Here is a 25,722-nt window from a genome sequence, read left to right on the forward strand (position 1 = left end):
ATGTATTTTATTTTTTTGTTGCATAACCATTTTCTATATTTCGTCCATAAACGAACCATGTAATAATGGAACAAACAACATAGAAAAATAGAAATATTATTAAGGCGCTTGATGCTGTTCCTGTAATGGAAAGCGATAAACCAAAAGCTTGAGGAATAAAGAAACCACCAAATGCGCCAATAGCCGATATAAATCCTAATGCTGCGGCGGTGTCCGTGCCGGATTTACGAGCAATAACGTCTTCGCCCAAACCTGCCGCTCTTCCTTGCAGCGTAACAATACGTCGGAACAACACGGCTATCATTTGAAATGTTGAGCCGCTGCCAATACCTGCACAGGCAAATAAACCCATAAAGATAACAAGAAAAAGAACAAATTTACCTGATGAATTTTCTGATGACATGACAAAGAAGATAAGAGTGGTTAATAACGCCATTAGAACGAAATTCAAAAACGTAACTTTTATACCGCCAAATTTATCTGACCAAGCGCCACCAACTGGTCGCATAAGCGCTCCAATAAGTGGACCAACAAAAGCAAATTTTAAAACATCAACTTCAGGAAACTGAGTTTGGGACAACATAGCAAAACCAGCAGAGAAGCCAATAAACGAACCAAATGCTGAGAGATATAATAAACTCATCAGCCATAGATGCCCCTGCTTAAGTACTTTTACCTGTTCTTTGAATGAGGCTTTGGCATTTTCTATATCGTTCATTCCAAACCAGGAGATAACACTAAGCAGCAAAATGGGCGGAACCCAAATCCATGCTGCGTTTTGTAATTGCAGACCTTGAGGTTGCGAACTAAACCATTGAATGGAAATAGCGATAGGAACCACCAACTGCATTATGCTTACACCTAAGTTTCCAAGGCCACCGTTTAAACCAAGCGCACTGCCCTGCATTGCTTTGGGATAAAAGAAGCTGATATTAGCCATGCTCGACGCAAAGTTCGCACCACCTAAACCGCATAACAGAGCAATCATGACAAAAGTGGAATATGAAGTATGAGGATTACTGATTGCTATTCCAAGCCAAACCACTGGTACAACAAGCATAAGTGTGCTAAATGCGGTCCAACGTCTACCGCCAAATATTGAGATAGTAAAAGAGTAAGGAATGCGGCCGAGTGCACCGGAGACCGAAGGTAATGCTGTTAGTAAAAAAAGCTGCTCAGTGGTAAATGAAAAACCGACTTTTGGCAGGTTAACTGCAACGGCACTAAAGATCATCCAAACACAAAACGACAATAGAAGACAGGGAATCGAAATCCATAAGTTTCGCTTTGCAATGTGTTGCCCCTGAGATAACCAAAATGCTTTATCTTCAGGGAACCATTGTTTAATTGAATGAGTACTTATTCGATCAGACGACGCCATGTCCTTTGTATCTATATTTATTGACATGATTAACACCATTATTATTGGAAAAACCAGTATATTTAGTGCTAACCACGCATTAAAATGGTTGATTTAGATCAAGAACATATGCCTAATATAATCGTCTTGGTTGGCAACACTACTCGTTATAGTTATACCCCAAGCTTATAACTCACTGATATTAATGAATATACATTATCTAGCTTGAAGAGCCACCAAAGCAAACTATTAGGTATTAACCCACAAGTAGTATGTCGCATACCTTAAAAAAGCGATATGTTATTGGTAATACAACAACCTAGTTTCTTAGATAAAACAATGAATTTTTTAAACATATCGATAACCAAAAAAATTTCATTCTTTATATTAATACTTTGTAGTATGTCGATCTCTGGAATGCTTATTTCACTTATAACTGTAGACAATATTCAAGGTCGAACCCACATTGTTAATAAAATTGGGTCAATAAGAATGCTAATTTATAAATCCATTATTCCCAAAGAAAATCATACTCCGTCAGAAAATATCAACATTATTAAATCAATACTAAATAATCCTGAAATCAATGACTATATGATAGGAAGTGATTTAAGTGTTGAGCATAATGAATTGGTAGATTTCTTTAAAACAAAGATAGAAAACAAAGATATTGATTCAATAAAATTAAATTTAGATAGATTTGTAAATAAAACCAATATTTTAATTAATAAAGTAGAACGTAGTACAGAGAAAAGCATCAAATCATTAGAATATATTCAAAAATTCTTTACTATTCTAGTTATCATATTTGGATTATATGCAATTAACAATTTATACTCAAGGCTATTTAAACCTTGGATATCACTATTGGATATATCGAGATCGATTAAATCTGGAGACTTTAGCAAGAGATTCGTCGTACAGAAACACAAAGATGAAATGAATGAATTGGGTGACTCGGTTAATTTAATGTCTGACAGTTTAAAAGAAATGTATATGAATTTGGAGCAGATCGTTTACCAAAAGACTGAGGATCTTAATCAAAAAAATAAATATTTAGATTTTCTTTACCGAGCATGTAAAAAATTTAACAATGAACAGTACAGTTGCGAAATGTTAGCACCATTAACGCAAGAATTAATCGAATTAACTAATATATACAAGGTAAGAATTTCGATTAAGGATTATCAAGAAAGCGATAGTAATCAAATATTCGATTTCGGATCATTAAATAGACCTGTCTTTTGTGAAAACTCTCACTGCAATCTTTGCTTCGATAAAGATAAACCGATGATTGAAAATGTATCTTCAATTAGTATAAGACTAAAAGATTCTAGCAATGATTATGGTGAAATTATCATATCAACAGATAGTACATCCCCCTTAAATACAGAAAATGAACAGTTAATAATTACATTTTCCGAATTATTAACACAATCACTTGCCGTTTTCTATAAAATTCAACAAGACCAACAGCTATTAATTTTAAAAGAACGAAATACAATCGCTAGAGAACTGCACGATTCAATTGCTCAATCTCTCTCTTGCCTAAAAATAAAGTTAAGTATTTTACAAATGGATTTGTCTAATCTAAGCAATGAACAGGTCGAAATTCTTAATGAAATGAGAGAAGAAATAAACGTTGCATATAGCCAACTTCGAGAATTACTAACCACTTTTAGATTGAAATTAGATGGACTAGGATTTTTACCCGCACTAGAAAACACCGTAACTGAATATAAGAAAAAAATAGGTACAAAAATAGATTTCAGTTATACAATTCCTGCTAATACAATATCGATTCATCATTCAATACATTTAATACAAATCATTCGTGAACTATTGAACAACATTTATAAACATGCACAAGCATCATACGTATCTCTAAATTTATCAATGGAAGATAACAATATATCTCTGGTTGTTCTCGACGATGGCTGTGGATTTTCTACGTCACAAGAAAGCTCCCGTTATGGATTAAAGATTATTGGTGATAGAGCACAGTCTTTATCAGGCAAATGGGATATTATATCTTCTCCTGGTAAAGGGACTCAATTTTGTCTAATTTTCCCTATGTATTCACGAGCGTAATATGATTAAAGAGCACACATTTACCAACGCCGACTCGGCTACAATACTATTAATCGATGATCACCCGATGTTGAGAAATGGCATAAAGCAATTACTTAATACCAGAAAGCATCTAACCGTTGTCGCAGAAGCAAATAATGGACAGCAAGGGATTGAGTATGCAATTGACTACCGACCTGACTTAATATTATTAGACCTTAATATGCCAGACCTAGGCGGTTTGAAAACATTAAAATTGTTACGAGAAAAAAACATTAAAAGTAAAATTATAATTTTTACCGTTTCAAATTATGAAGAAGATGTGTCTAAAGCAATTAAATTAGGGGCAGATGGATATCTCCTAAAAGATATGGAACCCGAAGAACTACTAGCTTCTATAGAAAATGCTTGTTTAGGGAAAACGGTCATTAGTCCTGAATTAACATCTATTTTAGTCGGAAATCTAAGAGAAAAGAAACAGGAAAAATTAACCAATGTAACGATTGATGTTCTAAGTGCTCGGGAACAGGACATACTGGAAAACATTGCTATTGGTTTATCAAACAAAATGATTGCTAACAAACTTTTCATATCCGAAAGTACAGTAAAAGTTCATGTTAAAAATATCTTAAAAAAACTACAATTACGCTCTCGAGTTGAAGCAGCAGTTTGGGTACATCAAGAAAATATCAGATTTTAATAACCAGAGATTTCTGCCTAAAACTAGATTAAGCAGAAATCCAATTTTAACCATACACTAATGTTTGAATAAAATGTTATTCTCTAGAGCAATATGTGTAAGGATGTCACTTTCAAATTGTTCTAATAATAAATATAATTTTTTCCATGATTGACAGGCATCTTCGTGAAGTTCTAAGTGATTAACCAAAACCATCAAAGAACTCAATGCCTGAATATGGTCATCATGCTCTTGCTCCATAACGAAGATTGGACCATCAGGATAAATTCCTTGGCTGATCATTGGAAACAATATTTGTTCTTCTTTTTCCATATGGCTATATAGTTCATTAGCAATAGCCTCCAAGAAATCACTCAATCCAATAGGACATTTAGGATGCTCATAATGTGTGATTTCAACGCGTTTTGCTAACTCTATCGCTTGATTCAACTGATCTCGGTGTTTTATGTGAAAATTAGTAATTATATGCTTGATTAATTCTTGATGAGGTATATCACAAAATTTAAGAAGCTCTTTATTATCTCTACTCAAATCATTTAATTTATCAATCATATCAGAATATTTAATGGCATCCTCAACGACTAAAAGTTCATTTAATGTTTTTCTTAGATTCGTATATACATTGATATCATAAGATTTCAATACATTGATTGACCCAGGAATGTTTTTTATGATCTCACACAGCGTAGTGTCATTCATGTTCATGTCTATTACCCTCTTTAATAATTTCTTATTATACTTTGAAAAAATTCAATCGATTAGTTGTACAATATTAATTGATTAAATTTACCACCAAATGATTATCACAATAATGAAAAGTAACATTCCAGTTTTGGAATTACCCATAATATAAATTACTTTTAAAATCAAATAATACAATATAACTATTAAACAATTTATCTTAACTTATATTATAAAAAGATAATTTTAAACGCTTTATTAACAATTGCTAATCACATAGAATTTTATTTTAAACTTTTACATCAATTTTTATGTCACATCTTGACCGCTTACTCAGCCTTTCATACATTGCAATACCTGTACTTCTTACATCAGCCATCATCGCGGCATTTGCAAACTATGGACATACCACCCACACAACCCCTCTATTGATTGCATCTATAGGAGCTTCTGTGACAATCATATTTGTGGTTCCTAGCAGCCCAATGGGGAAAACATGGCCTTTAGTCGGTGGACATTTAATGGCGGCATTGATAGGCATCGCATTGTCTGCGATATTCGATGACATCATAGTGTTGATCACACTGACAATCACCAGCACAATTATCATTATGATTGTACTAAAGTGTGTTCATCCACCCGGCGTAGCAACTGCTCTTATCCCTGTGCTGAGTAATACATCTCAACCAGATGTCTACTTCTTACTCGATCCCGTTTTATTGAACGTGCTTCCTCTAGCCTTATCTGGTATTGCGTATCGTAGGTGGATCACTATGAGATCTTCGAACACAACTGAAAAACCATCAATGAACTCAAAGTCTGCGCATGAAAAGTCATCACTCTACTTTGATGAATTACATGAAGTTTTGGAAACGAGAAAGGAATGGTTAGACATTGATGAAAAAACACTCGACGAAATTTTTAAACAAACCCACCTGCTCGCTTTAGAGCACAAAAGCCAAAAACTGACCTGCAAACATGTAATGACAGAAAACATTCTGGCACTCACAGAAAATGATTCAGTCTACAAAGGTCTCAACATACTTCAAAAAAATAAATTTAGTGCAATTCCTATTATAAACTCCGATAAAGAAATTGTAGGTATTTTTTCATTAGTCGATTTTTTACTTTATGTTGAAAAAAGAAAAATAAATTCGTTTGTAGGTTTATACCTCTTAGCGAAGAAAAAAACGTCTAAGACTATTGACCAATATATGAAAAGAAATCCGATTTCTATGCATAAAGATCAACATGTTGCTCGTCTTATTCCTTATTTAACCTCAGGATTTCACCATATTCCGATTACAAATGATCATAACCAGTTAGTCGGGATGGTCACACAGGCAGATCTAATCGAATTCTTGTACAACTTAAACAATAAACTAAACGATTAATAGATTTATTTCCTATGAAAAGGTTGGTTGATTTTAATAGTTTACAACCAACCAAATTCACTCAAGCAGTTTTGAACATACTCAGTTTTTCAACAACATTTTCTGTTACCTTTGTTAAATTAATACCCTGTTTTATAAGGGCCTCACAGTCAATAGCGTTCGAACTAGACAAATGTTTCAACTCATCAACTTTAGCATTTGCTTCACCAACTAGTTGACTTACCGTATGAATGTTAACTTCTTGTTCGCTTTCATTATGTTCAATAAATGACAGTACAGATCCAATGCTTTCATTGGCGATGCGAATTTCAGTTTGGCTTTTAATCGTATTTTCAGATAGAAGAGTTATCGTCGAAGTTTGCGACGACATTTGCGATCCAGCCATTTTTACAGTCGTTGATATATCAGAAACTATCGAGTTAATTTCATGCAAGCTCTCTTGCGTTGATTGCGCCAATCTTCTGACTTCATCTGCTACAACTGCAAAACCTCGACCTTGATTTCCAGCACGAGCCGCTTCAATTGCAGCATTCAATGCTAGCAAATTCGTTTGGTCCGCTAATTTTGCAATAACTGAAACGACATTTTCTATCGATAGTGTTTGCGCGGAAAGCTGATTGAAGCTCTTCTGTAACTGGTGGTTACTTTCTAAATATTGATCGAGACCTTGGACAAGGTTGTCCATCATCCCAACAGAATGCTCAAGCTTCGCGTGTGTGCTCTTTACTTGCATCTGGGTTTCTTCAGCCTTCACTTTAAGAGCGATTGAAGTGTTATCAAGCTTTTCAAGCTGTTCATTTAGTGAACTAACACTGGCATTCTGTCTTAAAATTCGATCTGAGATATTTGTCGATTTGTATTTCAATTGCGCAGAAATCTCATCTGATGCCATCGCTTGTTGCTGAATTTCTTCAAGCGCCAGCTTCACATTGCGTCTGAATGTGTTGATTACATTCAATACATTAGTAATTTCACTGTTATATTGGCTGTTAACGTTGCAAGGTATTGATAAATCTTTTCTTTCAAAGTTTTTCATATACATGGTTACATTCTTTAGAGAATCAACGCCCCAAATTTTTTCATCTATATCGTGTATAATTAAAAAAATAACAACGATGCTTTGAAGTATCTGAGAAATCATATTTTCAGTAAGAAATAATGCATTCATTAAAAGAATAATAACACCTAACCAATGCACAAACCGCATACGAATAAATAGTGAACGCATCGACTTTCCTTATTTTTAGGACTAACAATAGGTATTTTATTAACATTTGAGGCAACAAATGTTGCCCCAAGATATATAGATAAAACTATTTAGGCTATGAATGATACATTGGCTGATTGGTTTTAGTTGAATTGGACCAAAAATTAATATTGAATTGGGCATCATCACTCAACTCAATACGATGCCAATATTCCGGTGGACTTGTCGCAAATTGACCCGCATTAATGACAACAACCACTTCAGGTTCTGTGGAATTCGCATCGGCAAAACCATAATAAGTCACTTGCCCCTCCATCACACACAATTGACCGAACACTCCTTCCGCTGTGTTATGGTGAGATAGTAGCGCTTGCGGCACGTTATCATTTGTGAAAAATGGTGTTGAGCGTTGAATCGTCCACTCTTTTGGAATACGTAGGTGCGACATAATACCCTCTTTGTTTAACTTTTATTGAAATTCGATGTTTCTATTGACCAGATAGTTTTGACAATTCGCGAAGCAGTGGGAATGCCTGCGTGACTTGTTCGCTTGTAACGACAAAACCAACGAGATGGCCGTTATCATCTGTCGCTTTCGCCACAATACCAGGAGCAGATATACTCACCTCCCAATTCTCAACACCGTTTACGGTCCCCGCGAGTTGGATTGGGTAACTAGGTGTTTTGACCTTAACCATCATAGGAGGTAACACCAGCTCGGCGTCTTGCCCCAATAGTTGTTTGCCTAGTACGTTGGCGCTTAAAACAATGGGTTGTAGGTATGGCATCATTCGCTCTTGGATTTCTACGCAATCTCCCAACGCAAAGACATTGTGAGTTGAAGTCTGCAAGCGACTATCAACGACAATCCCTTTGTTAACCCTAATAGCCGCTTCTTTAGCCAACTGTGTATTGGCACATAAGCCAGCCGCTGATATCACGATATCGGTTTCAACTGTGCGCCCAGAGCTTAATGTTGCCGTTGATCCACTTTCTGAACGGTCTACTGCTACTACGCTAGTTTCTAACGCCAGCTGAACGCCTTGCTGCTTAAGCTGTCTTTCTATTGGCAAAGCAATGAACTCAGGAATTAAGTTTGCCAATAAGCGAGTATTTGGCTCGATAACGGTTACGTTTTTACCACTGGTTGCAAGATCCATAGCAATTTCAACACCAATTAACCCACCACCGATTATCAAAACCCGTTTTGCTCGGCTAATATGCGTCTCAGCCGCCTGGTACTCTTGTAGCGAGTTCAACGTCAATACGTCTCTTACTCCATCACCATTCATTGGTGGTACGAATGCTTTTGCTCCCGTAGCAAACACCAGCTTTCCATAGGGGTAAACTTGCCCATTTGCTGTCACCTGCTGCGTGTAAACATCCACCTTTTCAACCTTGGTGTTTGCAAACAACTCGATGTTATGTTCTTTAGCAAACACGTCGCCAGATTTGACAACTAAATCCGAGGCGGTTTGTTTTCTACTAAAGACATGACTCAAATCTGGTTTGTTGTATTCGGCACCATCTTCAGCAGTAAAGACCTGAATTGGAATATGTGCGTCCATACGACGCACTGTTTTAATTAACTGGTAAGCAGCAAAACCACTACCAATAATCACTATAGGTGTCTGCATACTGCCTCCTTACGCTTTATATTCAACAAAGACATCTTTGCCTAAGTGACATTCTGGACATAAGAAGTAATCGGGTATGTCAGACCATACTGTTCCAGGCTCAATGCCTTGGTTTGGCTCACCTTTTGAAGGATCATATACCCAGTTACACACAGTACATATCATGCACTGACACCCTTCAGGATGTGGCGGCTCCTGTTGGACACCAAGCTGAACTTCTTCGACTTTTCGCGGATTCACTTGTGGTGTTTGCTCTAAAGCTTGCGAACGGAGTTCAATAGGTCTTAATAGCAAGTTGTTGGCCCATAATTTAGCAATAGCCTGACCATGTTCACGACATTCGCGCATCGCTTTTCCGTCTGGTCGCCATTTGGTTTTCAAGCTGATTGCAGTTTCGAATCCTGCATCGGTTAACCGCGCATGTATACGATCAACCGCGCCACCATTCCAACCGTAACTACCAAAGGCGGCCGCTTTTTTCGCTTTAAAACGAAGACCTGTAATTTCCTCTAGCATTCCTGCAATTTTTGGCATCATGACGTTGTTCATGGTTGAGGACCCGACCAAAATCCCTTTGGAGCGGAATACGTTAGCGAGAATTTCATTCTTATCATGCTTAGAGACGTTGAAAACCTTAACGGCAACGCCAGAATCAACATCATGAATGCCCTGTGCAATCGCATCCGCCATCATTCGAGTATTATTTGACATCGAGTCGTAGAAAATCGTAATGCGATCTTCTTGATAATTATCCGCCCACTCTAAATATTGCTCAATAATTTGAGCAGGATTATCTCTCCACACAATACCATGTGATGTAGCAATCAAATCGACAGGCAGATTAAAACTGAGTACCTCTTTAATCTTTGCCGTTACTAGGCTGCTGAATGGCGTTAAGATATTGGAATAGTAACGTAAGCATTGCTCCATCAACTCATTTTGATCGACTTCATCATTGAATAATCGTTCATCGCAATAATGTTGGCCGAATGCATCATTACTAAATAACACCGCATCACCCGTCAGATAAGTCATCATACTGTCAGGCCAGTGAAGCATTGGCGCTTCAACAAAAACGAGCTGTTTTCCGTTACCAATATCAATGCTGTCACCTGTTTTTACCGTTTTGAATTTCCACTCAGGATGATGGTGATGTCCAACAATTGAATCTATCGCGGCTTCGGTACAATATATGGGGGTGTTAGGAATTTTCTCCATTAATGCGGATAAAGCGCCTGAGTGATCTTCTTCCGCATGGTTCACAACGATAAAATCAATGGACTTAAGATCAATTTCCATCTCAAGGTTTTGAAGAAACTGATGGCTGAATCGATGATCAACAGTATCAATCAATACCGTTTTTTCTTCTCGAATGAGGTAACTGTTGTAGCTGGTACCTTTAGTCATTTTGTATTCTGTACCATGAAAATCTTGCACTTCCCAATCGCGTTGACCTACCCAGTGAATATTGTTTTTAACATGAATTGTCATTGTCACTACCTTAACGTGGATTTAAATTAATTTATCTCTGATACATTAGTTATTGCACAAGGCATGCCAAAAACACATATTGTTATTTATCAAACATTTACCACAAACTCGTCACACAAACGATGTCTTTATGACATTGTTGACAGCTGTCATTAAGACATTATAATTGTCATATTGACAGTTGTGGATATTCAATATGACTACACTAATCGCCCAATGGCTTCACATTACACAAGATCTGAATTCAGCTCTTACTCGACAAGCTCGTTTTGACACCTTGCTCACCACAATACGAGAAGTCTTAAAGTGCGATTCTTCTGCCCTGCTTCTTTACGAAGATCAGCACTTTAAACCGCTAGCCATCAACGGTTTAGCAAAAGAAGTATTGGGCCGCCGTTTCTCTATCAATGAACATCCAAGATTAGAAGCGATTGCCCGCGCGGGTGATATTGTACGTTTTCCATCGGATAGTAACTTGCCCGACCCCTACGACGGCTTGATCCCTAATCATGAAGACAAATTGCACATCCATTCATGCATCGGGTTACCGTTATTAATAGACGATTATCTCATCGGCGCTATCACCATTGATGCTTTTGATCCCTTCCAGTTTGATTCACTTCTAAATCATGAGCTACGTTTTATCAGTGCGTTGGCCGCTGGCGGGCTTCATACCGCATTGCTTCTCGAACAATTGGAAACACAAACTAGCTTGCCGAGAGAATCGTATACTGAAAAACGTACATTGAATGACGACATTATTGGTGAGTCACCAGAAATGAAGTCATTGCAACAACAAATTAATGCGGTCGCTGACACTGAACTGTCCGTATTAGTCATGGGCGAAACTGGAGTAGGGAAAGAGTTGGTCGCCAACGCTATTCATCATCGTTCTAATCGCGCAGATAAAACATTGGTCTACCTAAATTGTGCAGCGTTACCTGAATCTGTAGCAGAAAGTGAATTGTTTGGGCATATAAAAGGAGCGTTCACTGGAGCGATCAGTAATCGCAAAGGTAAATTCGAGCAGGCCGACGGTGGTACTTTATTTTTAGATGAGATTGGTGAGCTGTCACTTGAATTACAAGCAAAGCTGTTGCGAGCTTTGCAGTATGGGGACATTCAGCGCGTCGGGGATGATCGGCACATTCGTGTTAATACTCGTATTGTGGCAGCCACCAACCGAGTTTTACATGAAGAAGTGACAGCAGGACGTTTTAGAGCCGATTTATATCATCGTTTAAGCGTCTTCCCGATTCGTGTTCCTCCACTGCGTGAACGTGAGGAGGACGTAATATTATTAGCAGGTTTCTTCGCAGAACAGCTACGAAGCAAATTGGGACTAAGTAGCATCCGCTTTTCATCAGATCTTATTCAAGCATTAAAAAAATACTCGTGGCCAGGGAACGTACGAGAACTGGAGCATATGATCAAACGTGCAGGTGTATTGTCCAAAGCACGCGCACACTCAGTGGACATCGAACTGATGGTAGCAGACTTTGATATCTATACGTCACCGTCTGCAATTTCACATGGAACGAACACACCAGATATTTCGTCGATTAATCAACCAAATGTCGGACTTAAAGAAGCAACGGATAGATACCAGAAAAAACTCATTCTACAAGCTCTCGATCTTAATCAAGGCAATTGGGCAGCAGCAGCTCGTCAATTAGAAATGGATAGTGGAAACCTACACCGTTTAGCTAAACGTTTAGGGATCAAGTAGTAAGGCACTTTTCCCCAGAGCAGAGAGCCAGATAATTAATTAATAACTTATGTAATCACCATTAGTGCTCTATGAGCAAGGATTCCCTCAATTATCCGCCCTCTCGTACACATTAGCTCAAATATAACTGCCTCGCTCATGTCATTGCCGTTATTACATAACATTTGAAATGCATCTCTTTCATCAATCTTTTGATACTTTGAGAAATGCGTTCCCCCTTTCCGGAGCAAAGCTTCGAGAGAATGTTCCTCATTTTTCTTAATCACAGGGAGGCTTATCGACAAGGACGGACCATTATAGTAATCATCATATTCAAAAGTATAACCAGTGTGCTCTTCACCACGGACCCTGCATAACGACTCATGTTGAGACTCTCTTATGTCAAATATCGACGATTGAGGTACGTTGTTGGCTGCGATTATTTGTGCAAATACTGTTTTAAGTCGTTATAAACTGCTACGTAACTCATGGCTCATCGAAATTATGATAGTTAATGGTGTATCAATCTAACTGGTTGTTATAAAAGTACTAAATTCAAATTTATCTTAGCAAATACGCCATAAAATAAGGAGCTAAAATGAAAGTCTACCTCGATGATGAACGGCAAACTCCAGAAGGATGGCATAGAGTTTACTGGCCCGAGGAAGTCATTAACTTACTTAAGCAAGGTATCGTTACTGAAATTGGTCTCGATCATGATCTTGGAGACGATGAACATGGAACGGGCTATGACGTGATCCTGTGGATTGAAGAGGCGGTTGCAACTCAAGGCTTTCAACCACCTTTAATCCGCGTTCATAGTGCTAATTCATCGGCAAGACAGAAAATGGAATTCGGTATCACAAATATTAAACGATTAAGTATGTTAGATTGAACTAGGAGGTGCTCTGCTTCTTCTATGTAAACGTTGATATATATACAACAACGTTTACAGCAAAAATAGCTGCTACTTTTACCGAAAACGATATCCATTTTCTTTTAGATGAATGATAAATCGCTTGTTTAACTTCTTGTAGCTCTACCAGCAAGCGCTGTTCTTGGTACGATAAAACCCCATCAAGTATCTTTTGCGCAGTTCCTGATTTCCATTGTTCGTACAATCTTAGTCTTTCAAGAGAAGGGAAATCATCAGCAGCATTTCCGCTTCCAGAGGAAGCTAAAATCTGCTCTACAGTTCGTCTCTTTCTCAAAAACATCGACACACGGCCCCGTAAGTTAAATTTAATAGTCTGCTGATCTTAAGTCGCGTATTTTAGAGATGAGTTGACAAGTGACGCCCTTTCCAAACTCTGAACGTAAGTAACGTTCTGGATAGGGTTGTAATAGTTCCTCAGAACCGATTTCTCCGCAAACATACCATTGAGCATTCAATCCATATGAGTGAGCTATCATCCTACGCACTGGGTTGTTGTCGTACATTTGCATCCTGAAGGGCAACTCTGTCTCCGGTGCTAATTCATCGCTAGAAAATACACCATGTTCAATAAGATATGCTCGGTCATAACAAGTTCCCAAAGGGTAAAGTAGTAGGCCTGCTTCTAAGGCTGCACTTCTTAGCTTGTCGATAGCTTGAGAATCCGGTTCTACCATTTCTAAAAGAGCCTTTGTTCGAGTATTGAACCATTCTTTATACTTGGCGTGTACCCTTGCATTACGGTGAAAATATTCATTCGAATAGAACAAACTAAGTATGTCGAAATATAAAATTTTCATTGAAATCCTCTAATTCGTATTAAGAATAGTTAAAATGGAGCTTCATGAAAATATCCAGGTGACATCCTCTTTCTAAGGCTCTTTCCTCAATTTGCTTCCACAGCATAGGTAAATAGGTCTTAAGAACTTCCGCATCAGATTGATGGTATTTATCTTCACATTCTCCTGAGGCTGCCTTTAGCCACTCAGAAGGAGTTAAAAGAGTGAGACCTTGATGAAAATACTCTGGAATGACTGCCCGAATTGAGTCTTTGCTACCGCTAGCAACATAAATCGTGACACCTTCACCCGTCGCGTAATAATGACTAACACCGATATAAAACATATCAGCTCCTAACTAAATTAACTTTCATATCAACCCATTAAGTAGCTACAGTTAGTACAATACCTCTCCAAACTGAAGAATATATTGAACAATGCATTTTGAGGATTATAATCCCCATAATGCATTTATGACAACCTCTGACAAAAACACCGATGCTTAGACAGAACTACTTTAGATATTCAGACGTTAGCTCAGAGCTCTCTCGGCTAGCCTTAATTGGCACAGAAGCTCGAATAATTTATGAAGAATATAAAGACACTTCATTGCTCAATGATTGGATTACAATCATAAAAACTGAAGAAAGTAATGCTATTAGTGAACTGTACACCCATGGACGCCTGGATAGTTGGGATCTATTTGAGAAAACGACAAGTATAGATGAAAAAGAAACATTGAGTGATTTTCTTATATTTTGCAAAGAGTTAGTGAAGCCTCAAACCAGAGTTTTTGAAAATGCATATCAATTGTATGTCCAAAAATATAAAAATAATCTTGCGCTAAAAAAGACACTTCGGTTAACGTATTTATTAATAGCACTGTATAACGAAGTATTTGATTTAATTGAAAAAATAAAAGAAAGTCAATTGTACCGTTTTGAAAATTTGTCTTAATTACAGGAGCACTGTTATACCGCAGAACTTCTTAATAGCTAAAGTCCATGCTAACCCACTGTGATATATAGCAAATTTTCAAAAATATAACCTTCATCAACTATTTTATGAACTACAGTTAATAAAACACCGTAAATCAATATATCTAATGCTCCTACAACGCCCTAAACCTTATCCAGATGAAAGCCTTGAGAGCTTTTTTATCCGTGTAGCCAACAAAAATGGCTACGATGATATCCAACGATTTTTAGAAGCACTCAAGCGTTTCCTGATAGACAAAAACCCTAGGCAGTTCCAAACATTTCCAACTAACATCTGTAAAATCAACCCGTACTCATCTAAAAATCATTCTATTTCACGAACAAATGCTCTCCTTGAGCTCAGCCATATGACATTCAACGAACCAGCCAATTTATTGGGTATGGCATTGAATAGAAACCAAATGAAGTTCTCGCCATCAACGACAGCCCTGATACGTAATGCCGAAGTTATTCCACGCTCACTTTTACTTAAAGACTCAGTTCCATGCTGTCCAATTTGTCTGAATGAAAAAGGATATGCGAATTACCGATGGCATTTCTCAGGCTACGATTATTGCCACGAACATAATGTTAAATTAGCGAGTCACTGTATCTGTGGGGCAATTTATGATTATCGTAACGCGGGTTTGTCCGGAATCTGTCCTGAGTGTGGTGAAGTCGTTACTTCGACTCCAGTTAGTGATGATTCAAGTGGCGTAAAAATCGCGTCTTGGTTATCCGGATTCGATGTAGCTCCGTTGCCAATTATTCCCAAGAGTTACCGATGGGGGCTAATTCATTGGTGGTCTCAAATGTTCGAGGCAACTCAAACCAGTGACTCTGAAAAATTTATGACTTTTTGGGAACAATGGCCAAACTCCTTCCACGACATGATTGAAACTGAAATCGAATCCGGCTTTGAATATGCCGTCGTTAGTCAAGCCGAATTACGAATAAAAGATGTTCTGGGCAAAATACTATTTAGTTCGATTAAACTTCCTGACCGAAACTTTCGCTCTAATATTATCTTGAAAGAGCTCTTTCAATATTTAGAAGCACACTTGTGGGATAATGACGGAAGGCTAGCAAATCTGAGACTGAATACGTCCGACATATGTATCGTACTGAACTGTTCTAAAGAACAGGTAGCGTCGATGGTTAAACAGCGGATTCTTATCCCAACTCGACACCCTAAAAGTCGGGAAATCTTAATCGACACAGATTATGTCTTTTATTTCGGTGATATTTATTGTCTTTGGCTTTCAGAATGTCAGACCGATGAGTTTAATCGCTATTTCTATGTATCAAGGTGGTAAATGAGGACACTGGCAGAAATACTAAAAAGCAAAACGGACAATCTCAACCGAGACTTACGCAGAGCATTTCGACCGCTTTCTCCTCCTGTGGATATATCGGACTCCCCTGCCGAAGCATTAACCATACTAGTAAACCTGACAGATAAGGTCATTGAACAAAAAGATCTGCTTGACCGAAGTAAATGTAAAGAAAAGCTCAGAGATGAAAAATGGTGGCTAAGCTGTTTAAAGACCGTTAAATATCGTCAAAGTCATAATCCCAAGTTCCCCAACATCAGAGCAAGTGGAATCATCCGAGCTATCCCTATGGGTGATATACCACCTTTTATGCTCTCTTCAAGTAAGTTAGCAAGATGTAATTGGGCTTATGCTAATGATTCAAGTCAGGTTAATAAATCCTCATTTTTAACCAGCGAGTTTATCTGGCATAACCGTGTTCACTTCTTAGGAGAACTACTTACTGATATTGAACATCCTCTGTGGAATATATTGAAAAAACTCGGGTGTTACGTAAAAACGTCCAAAGAAATTTCTAGAAAACTGGCACTTATTCCTCCACATGATATTAGCACACCGCTAGCACGAAACTACCTGACACAGATATCTCTTCCGGATAATGATAATTCATATATTTCATTGTCACCTGTGGCATCCCAATCAATACAAAATAATTGTTATGAGACACTGAAAGAACACTACCGATTTTCTTCAATCACGCGGTTCAGTCGAGCAACAAACATGGGAACGCTGGCTATGAGTTGTGGTGGTAACTTCAGAATGCTTCATTCTTTACCTCCGATAGAAAAATACAAACACCATCATTTAACTGATACAGAACAATGGCTCACGAAAAAATCGGTAAAGGCACTACGAGAATATACAGAATCTACCCATTGGATAATTTCACCAAATCAACTAGCAAAAAAAAGAAAATCAATCATAGAAAACATTCGACTAATGCTTACTCAATGGTTAAGTACAATTAGCGAACGGGAATATTCAAATAGGAAAGAATTGACTGAACGCTTCAATGCCGATTTAGCGAAAACAAAGTTCGCAAGTCGCTATGCTTATGATCCCCTGTTAACTCAGTTAATCTACAACTCTATAGGTTCAATCATTCAATCACCGCCTCAAGAGGTCCCAAAGCCTGAGGGAATCGAAGAAAATTACTTACTGTTGCCGAATCTTAAAATCTCTGGCGCATCTGCCATGAACACTTCTGTGAGTATTGGGTTACCTTCTATGACGGCATTTTATGGATTCGTGCACGCTTTTGAGAGAAATCTACAAACAGTAATTCCCAACGTTAAAATAGAAAGTTTTGCCGTATGCATTCATAACTTACACGTAGAAAACCGGGGATTAACAAGAGAGTGGGCTCTCAATACCAAAGATGAAATTAAGGCTCCTGCAACGCGAGATGATTGGCAATCTGACCTTAACGCAAGTCTTATTCTTCAATGCAGCAATTACTCTCCGCTAGTACCATGTGATTTCATGCGCCTATTACCTAGAAGACTAGCCAGAGGAAAGGTAACGGTCGCAATTTCAGCCATTGACCGCTTGGGAAGGAGTTTAAGTTTAGCTGAAGCAATCAAAACAATACCAGTTGATACCGGCAGGTGGCTCAGCCTGAATCACGAAGCAGTATTAAATAGTATTCAAGACATCATTGATGAATTGAAAGAAAACCGAATGCAAACAGTCAACTGCATTGGATATCACCTGTTAGAACTTCCTAGTGAAAAACGTTACTCACTTCGCAGCTATAAACACGCTTTCGCCGAAACCATACTTGGTGTCATGAAATTATTCGCAATTAGTGAACATACAATTCCCGACCAATACTTTTGGAAATATCACTATTCGAAGCAAGGCCCAATTTTACTTCCTAGGAGTATATCCGATGAAACTTCCTAATAGCTTGTCTTATATGAGATCTATCGATCCTTCTGATATCGTATTTCTTGTTAACTGGTCTGACGGCAAGAGAACACCACTCCCATACTCCAGCCGAACAGCACTAGGTAGGAAAGAAGGTACATCATCTGCATATAAAAACGATGATGAAATTAATAAGGATGTCACCGAATATTCTTTAGCCCATGGTAACCCACACGAAGTCGACTATTGTTGTGTGCCTTACGGTGCAGAGAGTATTGAGTGCGAATTTTCTGTTTCATTTGCCTCAAGTCTTCGTAAACCATTTAAATGTTCCGATCCAGAAGTAAAACGAACCCTTGTTCACTTAATTAAGCTCTACGAGCAAAAAGTTGGTTGGGAGGAACTAGCCACCCGATTCCTCGAAAATATTTGTAATGGTAGATGGCTTTGGAGAAATAACGAGCACACATACTCTACATCAATCAGCATAAAACCTTGGCCATGGGAAGACGAGGAAGCCATTATCTCATTCAATGACATACGAAGAAACTATACTGATATTAATAAGTTCAGGGATCATAAAGACTGGGAGGCTTTAATCAAGTTAATCACTGACGCTTTTACCCAACCAAATGGACTCTGTATTTTCGAAGTCAGCGCCACATTTCGTTTAGGCAATAACGCACCTATTTATCCTAGCCAAGTGTTCAAAGATTCAGTCCAAGGCGAAAAAAATCGCATTTACCAAACAGCGGAAGTAAATGGAGAAATCAGCCCGATATTAGGTTGCTATAAAACCGGAGCGGCAATAGCTACTATTGACGACTGGTATCCGGATGCAGAAGAACCAATACGAGTAAGTCACTATGGGGCGCATAAGGAAGATGTTTTCTGCTATCGTCACCCGAGCACCGGAAAAGATTTATTTACACTTTTGGAGCGAGCCGATGAATACGTCGAACAGCTTCAGTCTACAGATGTATTACCTGATGAAACAATTAATGACCTGCATTTTGTTGTTGCAAATCTCATTAAAGGTGGACTACTTCAACGAAAAGGGAGCTAACCATGGAGTTGTACTATAGAACCATCACCTTTTTGCCTGAATATAGAAATAATGAAGCAATTGCAGCTAAGTGCCTAAAGGAATTACATTCTTTTAATTACGAATACAAAACCAGGTCTATTGGTGTCTCATTCCCACTCTGGAACCAAGAAACAGTGGGACAAAAAATAACATTCGTCAGTACCAACAAAATGGAACTAGATTTTTTGTTATCACGAAGATATTTCACACAAATGATAAAACTTGGGTACTTTAGCATCTCCTTTGTCCAAATCGTCCCTGATGATTGTTCTTATGCTCTGTTTAGACGCAAGCAATCTATAGACAAAGCCACACCTGCGGGCCAAGCAAGAGAACTAAAGCGACTTGAAAGAAGAGCATTAGAGCGTGGCGAGGTATTTGACCCAGCATCTTATTCCAAAAACACAATTCACGCATTCCATAGCTACCACTCACTTAAAGAAGATAGCAGTAGTGGTAATAGGTTCCGATTGAACATACAAATGGAAAATCTAGAAGATACTATAAGTACAGGAAGGTTTAGCAGTTATGGGCTAGGCAATACAGATAATTCATTGCAGGTAGTACCATTGATTTAACCTTATTTCTAAACCCTATTCATAACCCATTGATTTTAATGCTTATAACGTAGCATTAAATTTAAAAGGGTAAATTAATATAATAATCATTAACCAACTGATATTTGAGGACTATTATTACATTGGTAATAGTGAACTGCCGCATAGGTAGCTGATAATAGCATATCTTTTGATAGAAACGGGACCAACTGTGAACTGCCGCATAGGTAGCTGATAATTCATTGTAAACTTTGTCCAATGCCGTCTGAGAGTTAACTGCCGCATAGGCAGATACTTTTTAAAATCAATGCTATTACCATTTCCAAACAGCTAACTCTTTAGCCGTTTGCTTTAGCTCGTAATGAGGACTATAATCCTCGAAACTACTGTAAAGTAGCTGATAATAAATTTACATCTCTCGGATCCGCCAAAAAACAAATACTGCCGAAAAGGTAGATCATTTAATTAAACCATCGATAACAGATTTTCTTACGGTAAAAGATCTCGAACATCACACCCAAGGACGGCCGCTATTTGGTATACTTTTTCTAGTGTGGTATTCACTTCACCCCTTTCAATTCGACCAACATAACTGCGATCAATATCTGCAGATAGAGCAAGTTTGCCTTGAGAAATACCTTTGTCTTTTCGCATCAAGCGAACGTTGTGACCAAATTTTTTCGCTAAATCTTTCATTTCAATCATACATTAGCACGGATTATGATCCGCATTTATTTTTTGATTGCTCCTATCACCAAACGAGAATTCATAGAAGAAAACAATACGTCGTATAACTCGTTTACTTTGGAGCATTTTAGGGAGCGAGTTATAGAGGCGTTTTCCTCTTTATAAATTTATGGCATACCCTCCAATCCACAGGATATATTTATAATACCTTACTCAAACATATTACTACCCTTGCGTCTTTGGTTTTTGGGCCTAACGTTATGATAATAATCCTCCCACCCAATATCTTTTGGCGGCACCCGCAACATGTCTTCCGTTACCTTAACATCCTTATCAAAAGGATTTTTCCAGGTAATAGGTTTATCACCCGAGGTCAACTTCGATGCAAAAACAAAATCTTCTTCGGTGATCGTCACATGCTGATTATCAATTGCTTCAATAGATGCTTGATAAATGAGATTTCTCAATGAGCGCATGTTTCCTTGAGAGAATGCATACAATTTTTTCTGCAAACTTTCGTTAGCTAAGCCAGCCTGCTTTTCAAAAGGTAGAGCTTCATCAAGGTACTCCAAAAAAGTTTTGAACACACCTTTACCTCCTTGGTAACTGAAGGGCCGCAGTTCGAACTGAATGGAAAATCGTCCATGAAGTTGTGAGTTAGCTTGTAGTACGACCTTTGAATATGGCATGCCGAAAAGAACAATTGGACATTTCGTTTTGTTGAGTATCATTTTGAGCCAGTTACCTACTTGCGTGAGAACCCGATTTGACTTTTCTTCTACTAGATGCTGGAACTCATCGATAATAATCAACTTCACGCCAACCACTGGGATTAAATCAATCAGTTTTTTCGTCAATCTGGCTAAATCTGTTTCATAAAGCGCTAGCGGATCCCCCATTTCAACCAGCAACTCCTTCGCAGCATCTACCGGTTTCGCATTGTCCGGCAGCTCTATATGCAAGACTGGAATTATATCGCCCTCAACTTCAGAATCTCGCCTGTTTTGATTTAAATATTTTTTGATAATGGTCGTTTTACCGACACCCGAAGCACCATAGACCATCATGCAAGTAGGCTCAGAATCGAAACCTGATAAATCTCTACATCTATCCATGTAGCATAAGATTTTCGTAACACTCGGCGTGGATACAAATGCTCTTTTAGCTTTTGAGATGCGCGTTTCTCGAGTTTCATTCATCTGATGATTTCTTAAACATAATCAATATCCCAATCTTCATTATCGTCAATTACAATTTCGTCTTCATATTTCTGGGATGATACAGGGTTTGCATCGCTGATGGACTTTGCTCTTGCGCTATTCTCTTGATGTCTAGCCCCACGCCTCCGGGCTCTGATTTTCTTAGTCTTAACAATAGAACTGTCAGCGGTTTCTTCAATTTTTATCTCTGCATCAATTTCCTTGTTTTCATCATATTCAGCTGAATTTAATTCTGCTTGATACTTCATATTGAATTTATGTTGCCAAAGAGACACTCTACTTGCATATTCGTAGTGTATCGCGTTAACCGTGAAGTACTCGTTCAGGTCTTCATCTAACACCCAAATGACCGCCATACACTCCGGATTATATTTGAACTGAACTTTATGATTTCCTTTCTTACCCCTATACTCGGCTAAACGTTCACTACTGTATGTCAGTTCTTTATAAACGGTTACACCAGCTTTGGTTAGTTGTTTGTGATCAACAATAGCGAATTTAAAGTCCAACTCATCTTTAGATCCAGTAAACTCTTCAGGCTCCCATTCTTCACAGCCCCTTTTCCATGCTACATTGGGACAATTAGTACCTCTCTGGTTAGGTTTTTTATGATAAATATCTACTAACCAAATTAAGTAAATTTCTTTAATTTCATCAAGTGTAAGAGTAGCTTCGCCCACAGAATCGTAACCATCTCTCTGAAGGTATTGGCTGAAGGCTTTCCCTGGTAAATCGTCTAGTAGAGAAGTATTAATAGTACCGTAGTTGCGTTCAACATACGGTTTATTGTCGGGCGTTTCGACTCTGTTTTGATGTACATTGATCAACAGTGATTCACATGCTTTATCAAAAGCTTTAGACAAAAACTCTTTACCATTATCAGTTACGAGTAAGTCAGGAATACCGTAACATAGCCATTCATTTTCTACTGAGTCGAACGAACTTAAAAGGTCATCTTTACGGACTATTGCATTCTTAAGAGCGAGTGATACTGATACGTAACTCGGTGGTTCAAACCCTAGGTAAAAGCCAATAACTGCTCTGCTGTAACAATCGACTAATTGAGTAAGCCAAGGACGCCCTAATGGCACTCGATGTTCCTCATGCACAGCAAAGAGATCCACCACGGTATGATCTATTTCTACTCTCTCAAGCACGTAGGACGTCAATATCTTTTTTCCCATCCGACGGAACTCTCTTTTCGCAACTCGCTCGCCCTTCTTCGCGGCCAGTAATTCGAAAGGGGTCTTCTTTTTAACTCGTTTCCGAATGGATTCATATGTTGGGTATTTGTATTTCGTTCCGTTGTTCAGATTATGCTGACGTAATTTCCTTCGCACGTGCTTGTAAGCACTTCTTATACGCACTTTTCGCCCAGAGATAACTCTATCTACAGCTTGTTCCATCAAAGCATCAACGAATGTTGGTACTTTGGCTTTACTGTTGCCCTTATCTTTATTCTTAGGAGCTAAGCTAACGGGATTACAACCAGACGCTCTGAAAACTAACCACCACCTGTATATTGATATCGCACTTGGAATCTTCCTGTCGTGTAAACGTTGTAGCGCGACGCGATGCGGTTCGATAGTCTTGGGAATGATTTGTTCGCACTTACTGGCTAAATAACGAAGGATACTTAAACGAAAAGTAATCTGAGTGGCTATATTGTCAGGAAGTGCGGATATATCTTGATATGTTGCTTCGTCGACATCGCTGGTATCAACAACCCTATCATTCGGCTCAAGTTTTTCTTGCTGAAATGCTGACTTCCGATGAAAACTCGAAAATGATTTCTTAGACATAACAACCCAACTCAAATTCAGACTCGAGTGACAGTGGCGTCTCTAAGCTGGTTTGAAGTAAGTTTCGAGAGAGCAAATCACAGAGGAACGGTAATATTTTTCTTCCATTTAGGTCAAGGTGGCGACCTAAACTATTTGCGGTTTGGGTGCCATTCAATTTAAAGGTGGCAAGGAGAGTTTGATGAAAGTGATTCAAGTTATCTCTTGAAGCATATCGATGCAAAAGCTTAAGGTTGCTAAATATAACCTCATTTAGTATTTCTTCTTCTGTAACCAGCTCTAGCTCCAAACCTAACTCAAACGCGCCTTGGACTTTTGCTTCCCATTCACATTGGAATTCCTCCTTTGAGGATTCCATATCGGACTTTACTTCGTACAACTTATATTCACCAGTATCAAATTGAACTAGAAAGTCTGGAACATAAGTATGGAACTTACCATTAAGGCAATATGAAAATCTTATCGGCTGAGAACAGAAGCGAACAATGCTAGGCTCGAAATCAAAATGATAACAAGCAGCACATTCTAAAAAAGATTCTACTGTAACTCTTTTTCCCATCTTAGCACTGACGTAACGGTGTATGTTTTTCCCACGTGACTTAGTTAAGTTCCGAGCTGGCGTAGTAAATGCACTTTCAAGGGCAATCAGTGTGGCAGTAGAAGGGTAAGGTAGAGCAGACATAATATTGCCTCTTTGCGATTTTGTCGTAAACTTACATAAGTTTAGACTATGAAGGGTCAATATCAAATTATGGTTGCACCAAATATCAATATATGGTTGTAATTATCAATTTATGGTTGTTTCAACAGCAATGTAAAAGGAATCGCCGATGAGTAATGGCAAGAGAGAAAGTACCCTTCGTTTTTTAGCAGAACCGGGCGATGTGAACTTTGGCGGTAAAGTTCATGGTGGCGCAGTAATGAAATGGATCGACTTAGCAGCATACGCTTGTTCTGCGGCTTGGAGCGGCAAATACTGTATTACAGCTTATGCTGGCGGTATTCGCTTCGTGGCTCCTATCCATGTTGGAAATATCGTAGAAGTGAGTGCGAAGGTTATCTACACAGGTAAAACCTCTATGCACATTGCCATTGACGTACAAGCCAGTGATCCAAAAGAACTCAAAAACCGATTAACCACCCATTGCATTGTTATCATGGTTGCTGTTGACGAAAATGGTAAGCCAACGGCAATTCCTGAGTGGGTACCCGAAACCCCAGAAGATATCGCTCTTCGTAACTCAGCAATTAGGCTGATGAACATGCGAACAGAAATCGGTGAAGAAATGGAAGCGCATGTGAAATACCTTAAAGCTGACGGATAAAAAAACACCCGACTGAAGTCGGGTGTTTTGCTTATGTTATTCCGCTAGCTCTTGCGCTGTTTTTATATAGATATCACGCAGTTTTAGAGCTATTTCTCCCGGTTTGCCACTGCCAACAGGTTTGTCATCAATTGCGACCACAGGCCAGACAAACGTTGTTGCAGAGCTGATAAACGCCTCTTTCGCCTGATACGCTTCATCGATTGTGAATAGACGCTCTTCAATAGTTAGCTTGAGCTCTTGAGCTAGCTTCATCAAAGACGCGCGAGTAATTCCATGCAAGATGTCATTACTCAAAGGACGTGTTACCAGAACATTTTCCTGAGTCACGATATAAGCGTTACTTGAACCACCTTCAGTCACAAAGCCGTCTTCTATTAACCAGACATCTTCAGCGCCAGCAGCATGAGCCGCTTGTTTTGCCAAACAGGCTGGCAATAGGCTGGTTGTTTTGATATCACGACGTCGCCAACGGATATCATCAAACGAGATCACTTTAATACCGGTTTGGATCTTAGGACTGTTGATCAGACTTCTGGACTGCGTAAACAGCACCAAAGTTGGCTCGATATCATCACTGTAGGAAAAGTCGCGGTCACCTTCATCACCTCGCGTCAGTTGCAGATAAATGCCACCTTCAAGCAAAGCGTTTCTTTTTATCAGCTCTCGCTGAATTTCCATCAGTTGCTCGCCCGTTACAGGCAGTTTGATGTCGAGCTCTTTTGCACAACGCTCTAAACGCGCAAGATGCCCTTGATGATCGATGAGCTTACCGCCCAGTACTGCAGTAACTTCGTAAACGGCATCAGCAAACAGAAAGCCACGATCAAAGACCGAAACTTTCGCTTCACTTTCCGCAACGAATTCGCCGTTTAGATATACGATTCGTTCCATTCTCTCTCC

At 38.6% G+C, this 25,722-nt stretch carries 25 protein-coding genes; 11 read left to right on the forward strand and 14 right to left on the reverse strand.

All coding sequences use genetic code 11. The features are described from left to right. Nucleotides 1-7: 7 nt before the first annotated feature. Nucleotides 8-1,420, reverse strand: a complete 1,413-nt coding sequence (locus tag L3V23_RS06555) for a NarK family nitrate/nitrite MFS transporter (protein WP_276573990.1) — start codon at nt 1,418-1,420, stop codon at nt 8-10. 357 nt (nt 1,421-1,777) lie between these two features. Between L3V23_RS06555 and L3V23_RS06560 the strand changes: the two genes are divergently transcribed. Both L3V23_RS06560 and narL read left to right on the forward strand, forming a co-directional pair. Continuing rightward, nucleotides 1,778-3,451 carry a histidine kinase gene (locus L3V23_RS06560; protein ID WP_237292081.1) on the forward strand — a complete coding sequence of 558 codons (1,674 nt, stop codon included), beginning with the start codon at nt 1,778-1,780 and terminating at the stop codon, nt 3,449-3,451. Nucleotide 3,452: 1 nt separating this feature from the next. Beyond that, entirely contained in the window at nt 3,453-4,130 is a 678-nt protein-coding gene (gene narL, locus L3V23_RS06565) for a two-component system response regulator NarL (protein ID WP_237292082.1), read from the forward strand. Between the two features lie 57 nt (nt 4,131-4,187). Here narL and L3V23_RS06570 read toward each other — a convergent pair whose 3' ends face one another. Beyond that, the gene (locus L3V23_RS06570) at nt 4,188-4,835 is read right to left on the reverse strand and encodes a hemerythrin domain-containing protein (protein ID WP_237292083.1); all 648 of its coding nucleotides are present in this window, start codon (nt 4,833-4,835) and stop codon (nt 4,188-4,190) included. A gap of 287 nt (nt 4,836-5,122) precedes the next feature. Between L3V23_RS06570 and L3V23_RS06575 the strand changes: the two genes are divergently transcribed. Further along, entirely contained in the window at nt 5,123-6,205 is a 1,083-nt protein-coding gene (locus L3V23_RS06575) for an HPP family protein (protein WP_237292084.1), read from the forward strand. A gap of 61 nt (nt 6,206-6,266) precedes the next feature. On the opposite strand, the gene L3V23_RS06580 is transcribed toward L3V23_RS06575, so the two are convergent. The 4 genes from L3V23_RS06580 to norV form a co-directional block, all read right to left on the reverse strand. Then, nucleotides 6,267-7,433: a methyl-accepting chemotaxis protein gene (locus L3V23_RS06580; protein WP_102968634.1), complete on the reverse strand. Its 1,167-nt coding sequence runs from the start codon at nt 7,431-7,433 to the stop codon at nt 6,267-6,269. Nucleotides 7,434-7,527: 94 nt separating this feature from the next. Continuing rightward, nucleotides 7,528-7,860 carry a DUF1971 domain-containing protein gene (locus L3V23_RS06585; protein WP_102968635.1) on the reverse strand — a complete coding sequence of 111 codons (333 nt, stop codon included), beginning with the start codon at nt 7,858-7,860 and terminating at the stop codon, nt 7,528-7,530. 40 nt (nt 7,861-7,900) lie between these two features. After that, a complete protein-coding gene (gene norW, locus L3V23_RS06590; RefSeq protein WP_237292085.1) occupies nt 7,901-9,049 on the reverse strand; it encodes an NADH:flavorubredoxin reductase NorW in 1,149 nt (382 codons plus the stop codon). A gap of 9 nt (nt 9,050-9,058) precedes the next feature. Then, nucleotides 9,059-10,540, reverse strand: a complete 1,482-nt coding sequence (norV, locus tag L3V23_RS06595) for an anaerobic nitric oxide reductase flavorubredoxin (protein ID WP_237292086.1) — start codon at nt 10,538-10,540, stop codon at nt 9,059-9,061. Between the two features lie 196 nt (nt 10,541-10,736). Between norV and norR the strand changes: the two genes are divergently transcribed. Together norR and L3V23_RS06605 are read left to right on the forward strand one after the other, a co-directional pair. Continuing rightward, nucleotides 10,737-12,269 (forward strand): nitric oxide reductase transcriptional regulator NorR, encoded by a 1,533-nt coding sequence (norR, locus tag L3V23_RS06600; RefSeq protein ID WP_102968638.1) that lies wholly within the window; start codon nt 10,737-10,739, stop codon nt 12,267-12,269. A 577-nt stretch (nt 12,270-12,846) separates the two neighbouring features. Further along, nucleotides 12,847-13,143: a cyclic-phosphate processing receiver domain-containing protein gene (locus L3V23_RS06605; RefSeq protein WP_237292087.1), complete on the forward strand. Its 297-nt coding sequence runs from the start codon at nt 12,847-12,849 to the stop codon at nt 13,141-13,143. Nucleotides 13,144-13,165: 22 nt separating this feature from the next. Here the strand turns inward: L3V23_RS06605 and L3V23_RS06610 are convergent, their stop codons facing one another. The 3 genes from L3V23_RS06610 to L3V23_RS06620 are packed head-to-tail and all read right to left on the reverse strand — an operon-like array spanning nt 13,166 to nt 14,307. Next, a complete protein-coding gene (locus L3V23_RS06610; RefSeq protein ID WP_237292088.1) occupies nt 13,166-13,465 on the reverse strand; it encodes a hypothetical protein in 300 nt (99 codons plus the stop codon). 25 nt (nt 13,466-13,490) lie between these two features. Continuing rightward, nucleotides 13,491-13,982 (reverse strand): hypothetical protein, encoded by a 492-nt coding sequence (locus L3V23_RS06615; protein ID WP_237292089.1) that lies wholly within the window; start codon nt 13,980-13,982, stop codon nt 13,491-13,493. A gap of 19 nt (nt 13,983-14,001) precedes the next feature. Beyond that, nucleotides 14,002-14,307: a hypothetical protein gene (locus tag L3V23_RS06620; protein ID WP_237292090.1), complete on the reverse strand. Its 306-nt coding sequence runs from the start codon at nt 14,305-14,307 to the stop codon at nt 14,002-14,004. Nucleotides 14,308-14,459: 152 nt separating this feature from the next. Between L3V23_RS06620 and L3V23_RS06625 the strand changes: the two genes are divergently transcribed. The 5 genes from L3V23_RS06625 to cas6f all read left to right on the forward strand — a co-directional run bounded on the left by L3V23_RS06625 (nt 14,460) and on the right by cas6f (nt 19,806). Continuing rightward, nucleotides 14,460-14,918, forward strand: a complete 459-nt coding sequence (locus L3V23_RS06625; RefSeq protein WP_237292091.1) for a hypothetical protein — start codon at nt 14,460-14,462, stop codon at nt 14,916-14,918. Nucleotides 14,919-15,066: 148 nt separating this feature from the next. Beyond that, a complete protein-coding gene (locus tag L3V23_RS06630; RefSeq protein ID WP_237292092.1) occupies nt 15,067-16,254 on the forward strand; it encodes a TniQ family protein in 1,188 nt (395 codons plus the stop codon). Continuing rightward, nucleotides 16,255-18,177: a type I-F CRISPR-associated protein Csy2 gene (locus tag L3V23_RS06635; RefSeq protein ID WP_237292093.1), complete on the forward strand. Its 1,923-nt coding sequence runs from the start codon at nt 16,255-16,257 to the stop codon at nt 18,175-18,177. Beyond that, nucleotides 18,164-19,207 (forward strand): type I-F CRISPR-associated protein Csy3, encoded by a 1,044-nt coding sequence (gene csy3, locus L3V23_RS06640; RefSeq protein ID WP_237292094.1) that lies wholly within the window; start codon nt 18,164-18,166, stop codon nt 19,205-19,207. Before L3V23_RS06635 ends, csy3 begins: the two co-directional genes overlap by 14 nt. A 2-nt stretch (nt 19,208-19,209) precedes the next feature. After that, the gene (cas6f, locus tag L3V23_RS06645; protein ID WP_237292095.1) at nt 19,210-19,806 is read left to right on the forward strand and encodes a type I-F CRISPR-associated endoribonuclease Cas6/Csy4; all 597 of its coding nucleotides are present in this window, start codon (nt 19,210-19,212) and stop codon (nt 19,804-19,806) included. Nucleotides 19,807-20,274: 468 nt separating this feature from the next. Here the strand turns inward: cas6f and L3V23_RS06650 are convergent, their stop codons facing one another. From L3V23_RS06650 to L3V23_RS06665, 4 genes are all read right to left on the reverse strand, one after another. Continuing rightward, nucleotides 20,275-20,481, reverse strand: a complete 207-nt coding sequence (locus L3V23_RS06650; protein WP_237292149.1) for a helix-turn-helix transcriptional regulator — start codon at nt 20,479-20,481, stop codon at nt 20,275-20,277. A 200-nt stretch (nt 20,482-20,681) separates the two neighbouring features. Beyond that, the gene (locus L3V23_RS06655; RefSeq protein WP_237292096.1) at nt 20,682-21,671 is read right to left on the reverse strand and encodes a TniB family NTP-binding protein; all 990 of its coding nucleotides are present in this window, start codon (nt 21,669-21,671) and stop codon (nt 20,682-20,684) included. A gap of 11 nt (nt 21,672-21,682) precedes the next feature. Beyond that, nucleotides 21,683-23,494: a Mu transposase C-terminal domain-containing protein gene (locus L3V23_RS06660; RefSeq protein ID WP_237292097.1), complete on the reverse strand. Its 1,812-nt coding sequence runs from the start codon at nt 23,492-23,494 to the stop codon at nt 21,683-21,685. Further along, nucleotides 23,487-24,176: a TnsA endonuclease N-terminal domain-containing protein gene (locus L3V23_RS06665; RefSeq protein ID WP_237292098.1), complete on the reverse strand. Its 690-nt coding sequence runs from the start codon at nt 24,174-24,176 to the stop codon at nt 23,487-23,489. Before L3V23_RS06665 ends, L3V23_RS06660 begins: the two co-directional genes overlap by 8 nt. A 148-nt stretch (nt 24,177-24,324) precedes the next feature. On the opposite strand from L3V23_RS06665, the gene L3V23_RS06670 reads away from it, so the two are divergent. After that, complete coding sequence (locus L3V23_RS06670; RefSeq protein ID WP_102953652.1) at nt 24,325-24,819, forward strand: acyl-CoA thioesterase; 495 nt, start codon at nt 24,325-24,327, stop codon at nt 24,817-24,819. A 36-nt stretch (nt 24,820-24,855) separates the two neighbouring features. Here the strand turns inward: L3V23_RS06670 and L3V23_RS06675 are convergent, their stop codons facing one another. After that, nucleotides 24,856-25,713 carry a D-amino-acid transaminase gene (locus tag L3V23_RS06675; RefSeq protein ID WP_102965738.1) on the reverse strand — a complete coding sequence of 286 codons (858 nt, stop codon included), beginning with the start codon at nt 25,711-25,713 and terminating at the stop codon, nt 24,856-24,858. Nucleotides 25,714-25,722: the final 9 nt, after the last annotated feature.

It is taken from the genome of Vibrio sp. A1-b2, assembly GCF_021726015.1.
Taxonomy (GTDB): domain Bacteria; phylum Pseudomonadota; class Gammaproteobacteria; order Enterobacterales; family Vibrionaceae; genus Vibrio; species Vibrio diazotrophicus.

Excerpts from the sequence above, each read along its gene's own strand:
- L3V23_RS06555 (WP_276573990.1), bottom strand. The coding sequence starts at position 1,420 with ATGGTGTTAATCATGTCAATAAATATAGATACAAAGGACATGGCGTCG.
- L3V23_RS06560 (WP_237292081.1), top strand. The coding sequence starts at position 1,778 with ATGCTTATTTCACTTATAACTGTAGACAATATTCAAGGTCGAACCCAC.
- narL (WP_237292082.1), top strand. The coding sequence starts at position 3,453 with ATGATTAAAGAGCACACATTTACCAACGCCGACTCGGCTACAATACTA.
- L3V23_RS06570 (WP_237292083.1), bottom strand. The coding sequence starts at position 4,835 with ATGAACATGAATGACACTACGCTGTGTGAGATCATAAAAAACATTCCT.
- L3V23_RS06575 (WP_237292084.1), top strand. The coding sequence starts at position 5,123 with ATGTCACATCTTGACCGCTTACTCAGCCTTTCATACATTGCAATACCT.
- L3V23_RS06580 (WP_102968634.1), bottom strand. The coding sequence starts at position 7,433 with ATGCGTTCACTATTTATTCGTATGCGGTTTGTGCATTGGTTAGGTGTT.
- L3V23_RS06585 (WP_102968635.1), bottom strand. The coding sequence starts at position 7,860 with ATGTCGCACCTACGTATTCCAAAAGAGTGGACGATTCAACGCTCAACA.
- norW (WP_237292085.1), bottom strand. The coding sequence starts at position 9,049 with ATGCAGACACCTATAGTGATTATTGGTAGTGGTTTTGCTGCTTACCAG.
- norV (WP_237292086.1), bottom strand. The coding sequence starts at position 10,540 with ATGACAATTCATGTTAAAAACAATATTCACTGGGTAGGTCAACGCGAT.
- norR (WP_102968638.1), top strand. The coding sequence starts at position 10,737 with ATGACTACACTAATCGCCCAATGGCTTCACATTACACAAGATCTGAAT.
- L3V23_RS06605 (WP_237292087.1), top strand. The coding sequence starts at position 12,847 with ATGAAAGTCTACCTCGATGATGAACGGCAAACTCCAGAAGGATGGCAT.
- L3V23_RS06610 (WP_237292088.1), bottom strand. The coding sequence starts at position 13,465 with ATGTTTTTGAGAAAGAGACGAACTGTAGAGCAGATTTTAGCTTCCTCT.
- L3V23_RS06615 (WP_237292089.1), bottom strand. The coding sequence starts at position 13,982 with ATGAAAATTTTATATTTCGACATACTTAGTTTGTTCTATTCGAATGAA.
- L3V23_RS06620 (WP_237292090.1), bottom strand. The coding sequence starts at position 14,307 with ATGTTTTATATCGGTGTTAGTCATTATTACGCGACGGGTGAAGGTGTC.
- L3V23_RS06625 (WP_237292091.1), top strand. The coding sequence starts at position 14,460 with ATGCTTAGACAGAACTACTTTAGATATTCAGACGTTAGCTCAGAGCTC.
- L3V23_RS06630 (WP_237292092.1), top strand. The coding sequence starts at position 15,067 with ATGCTCCTACAACGCCCTAAACCTTATCCAGATGAAAGCCTTGAGAGC.
- L3V23_RS06635 (WP_237292093.1), top strand. The coding sequence starts at position 16,255 with ATGAGGACACTGGCAGAAATACTAAAAAGCAAAACGGACAATCTCAAC.
- csy3 (WP_237292094.1), top strand. The coding sequence starts at position 18,164 with ATGAAACTTCCTAATAGCTTGTCTTATATGAGATCTATCGATCCTTCT.
- cas6f (WP_237292095.1), top strand. The coding sequence starts at position 19,210 with ATGGAGTTGTACTATAGAACCATCACCTTTTTGCCTGAATATAGAAAT.
- L3V23_RS06650 (WP_237292149.1), bottom strand. The coding sequence starts at position 20,481 with ATGAAAGATTTAGCGAAAAAATTTGGTCACAACGTTCGCTTGATGCGA.
- L3V23_RS06655 (WP_237292096.1), bottom strand. The coding sequence starts at position 21,671 with ATGAATGAAACTCGAGAAACGCGCATCTCAAAAGCTAAAAGAGCATTT.
- L3V23_RS06660 (WP_237292097.1), bottom strand. The coding sequence starts at position 23,494 with ATGTCTAAGAAATCATTTTCGAGTTTTCATCGGAAGTCAGCATTTCAG.
- L3V23_RS06665 (WP_237292098.1), bottom strand. The coding sequence starts at position 24,176 with ATGTCTGCTCTACCTTACCCTTCTACTGCCACACTGATTGCCCTTGAA.
- L3V23_RS06670 (WP_102953652.1), top strand. The coding sequence starts at position 24,325 with ATGAGTAATGGCAAGAGAGAAAGTACCCTTCGTTTTTTAGCAGAACCG.
- L3V23_RS06675 (WP_102965738.1), bottom strand. The coding sequence starts at position 25,713 with ATGGAACGAATCGTATATCTAAACGGCGAATTCGTTGCGGAAAGTGAA.